Raw genomic sequence first — 1,820 nt, 5'->3', positions numbered from 1 at the left:
GTCCTGGCCCTTGAATTTCTTGCCCTTCAGGAACTTGGTGACGGCCTGCACCTGCTGCCAGGTCTTCGGCACGCCCCACTCCGCAAGGCCTGCCTTGTCGCCGCTGTCCGCCTTCCAGGCTGCAGCCAGCTCGGAGTCGGAGAACACGTCGGTGCGGTAGTTGAAATTGTGCGCGTCGCCGTCGATGGTCACGCGATACTGCTTGCCGTTCCAGGTGCCGACCGGCGGCTTGAGATAGTTGACCAGGTCGTCGAAGTCGATCTGCTTTTTGACCCAGTCGGGCATTTCCGAGGTCAAGCCCTTGCCGCAGACATCGCCTTCAAAGGGCGCGCCCATCTCGATGACGTCGAAGTCAACGGTGCCGGTGGCGATCGACTGCTGCAGGCGGGCGTTGTAGTCGGCCTGGGCAAGGTCGATCCAGCTGATCTTGGCGCCCGTATAGGCCTCCCAAGGCTTCAGGAAGCCGCGGAACAGCACGTTGTGCAGGTTCTGGTTGTTGAGGCCCATGAAGGTGAGCTCGACACCGGCGAACTCGCCTTCCTTGACGTTGGCCTTGGTCGCTTCGAGGCAGAGCTCGCCGACCTTCTGGAAGTCGGCGTCGGTCGGCTGGCCTTTGCCGACGCCTGGAATCTGCAGGATCTTCGCCCGCAGGCTGTCATCGGCCGCGGCAGGCCGCGTCAGCGCGCCGAGCCCGGCGCCGGAGGCGGCGGCGATTGCGGCCATCGAGGCCGCGCCCTTCAGCACATCGCGGCGGCTGGCGCCGGCGCGCATCAGTTTTTCGTACAGGTCGACTCTCATCTACAGGTTCCTCCCAGAACAACAGCGATTGAATTGAAGTGCCAATCTCTCGGACGTGGAAACGTCTCTCGGTTCTCCTCGATCATACGGGGACGTGGGACCCCACCCTGCGTCGCCGAAGCTCCGATCTCAGGGTAACAGGCCTGCGTCGGATTGGCACTCGCCACTATTCGCGTAATCGATTACCTTGTCAACAAGATTGGCTTTTTATCTATAAGGTACCGACTTGCCGTTGCCCTTGGCAATGGCTAGCTTCACCGCAAAAGATCAAAAGATAAAGGGGAGACGATGGCTCAAGTCGCGATCAGCAGTGTGGCCAAGGCGTTCGGAACCGTCAAGGTCCTGCATGAGGTCAGCGTCGATATCGCCGACGGACAGTTCGTCGTGCTGGTCGGCCCTTCAGGATGCGGCAAGTCCACGCTGCTGAGGATGGTGGCCGGGCTGGAGACCGTTTCCGGCGGCACGATCTCGATCGGCGAGCGCGTCGTCAACAACCTGCCGCCGGCCAAGCGCGACATCGCCATGGTGTTCCAGAATTACGCGCTCTATCCGCACAAGACGGTGGAGCAGAACATGGCCTTCGCGCTGAAGCTGCGCGGCACCGATCCAGCCGTCGTCGCCGAGCGGGTCAAGCGCGCCGCCGACATCCTCGACCTCGCGCCCTATCTCAAGCGCTACCCGCGCCAGCTTTCGGGCGGCCAGCGCCAGCGCGTCGCCATGGGCCGCGCCATCGTGCGCAATCCGCAAGTGTTTCTGTTCGACGAGCCGCTCTCCAACCTCGACGCCAAGCTGCGCGTGCAGATGCGCACCGAGATCAAGGAGCTCCACCAGCGGCTGAAGACCACGACGATCTATGTCACCCACGACCAGATCGAGGCCATGACCATGGCCGACAAGATCGTCGTGATGCGCGACGGCCGCATCGAGCAGGTCGGCGCGCCGCTGGAACTGTTTGACCGGCCCGCCAATCTGTTTGTCGCCGGCTTTATCGGCTCGCCGGCGATGAACCTGCTCAAGGGGAC

General features: G+C 62.8%; 2 protein-coding genes. One reads left to right on the top strand and one right to left on the bottom strand.

Annotated features, from left to right (window positions below):
• A partial coding sequence (locus EOA28_RS34610) for an extracellular solute-binding protein (protein ID WP_128315791.1) occupies nucleotides 1–798 on the bottom strand: 798 nt, incomplete at its 3' end.
• A 288-nt stretch (nucleotides 799–1,086) separates the two neighbouring features.
• On the opposite strand from EOA28_RS34610, the gene ugpC reads away from it, so the two are divergent.
• Nucleotides 1,087–1,820: sn-glycerol-3-phosphate ABC transporter ATP-binding protein UgpC (gene ugpC / locus EOA28_RS34605; RefSeq protein WP_128315790.1), on the top strand; the 734-nt coding region annotated here is incomplete at its 3' end.

The sequence above is a fragment of the Mesorhizobium sp. M2A.F.Ca.ET.067.02.1.1 genome (genome assembly GCF_004023285.1).
GTDB lineage: Bacteria > Pseudomonadota > Alphaproteobacteria > Rhizobiales > Rhizobiaceae > Mesorhizobium.
The sequence above is the reverse complement of the archived record's forward strand: the minus strand, read 5'-3'. Positions and strand labels throughout refer to the sequence as shown.